The organism is Streptomyces sp. T39, from assembly GCF_008042045.1.
GTDB lineage: Bacteria > Actinomycetota > Actinomycetes > Streptomycetales > Streptomycetaceae > Streptomyces.
Genome location: NZ_RDBP01000166.1, coordinates 1 through 643, shown reverse-complemented (window position 1 = coordinate 643; position 643 = coordinate 1). Strand labels below are relative to the sequence as shown.

Here is a 643-nt window from a genome sequence, read left to right as displayed (position 1 = left end):
GGCCGCTGGGTGATGGTGCTGCCCGACCCGGCGGAGGCCGTCACCCATCTGTGGGCCGAGGGCCCGGACGACACCTCCGCCCAGGCCCTGCTCGACGAGTGGGCCGCGGTCGTGGACAGCGCCGGGAAGTGACACCCCCACCGGTGCCCCCTGCCGCCGCATGGCGCGGTCGCGGGGGCACCGGTGGGGCCATTCGGCGGTAGCGGCTGCGACGTGCGACGATGTGCGGCATGTCGCAGCCGCCCCCCGTTCGGAGTACCGGTTCACCGCCCGTGCGCCCCGACGCCTCGGCGTAGCCGTCGTCGAGGCTGTGCTCCATGACGTTGGTCAGCAGCGACATGGAGGCGTCGGCGCGCCGTGCCGAGAGCGGCGGCCTGCCGCGGACGCTGCGTGCCCGGCTGGGTCTCGCCGCGGGGCTCGTCCTCGCGGCCGCCGTGGTGACCGTGGGAGCCGCCGAGGCCCGCATCTCGGCTCCGGTGCTCGCCAAGGAGCGCACGGAGCTGATCGACCGGGTCGAGGCGCAGACGGACTCCGTCGACGACCTCGAGCGCAGCGTGGAGGCACTGCGCGCCGACGTCCAGGAGCGCCAGCGCAAGGCCCTCAGCGAGGACGGCGGCGGCCACGGGGACCTGACGACGGGCCT

1 pseudogene is annotated in these 643 nt (G+C 75.6%); it reads left to right on the top strand.

What is annotated here, in order from left to right:
• Positions 1–317 precede the first annotated feature (317 nt).
• A pseudogene (locus EAO77_RS36440) lies at positions 318–643 on the top strand (hypothetical protein); the annotation flags it as partial.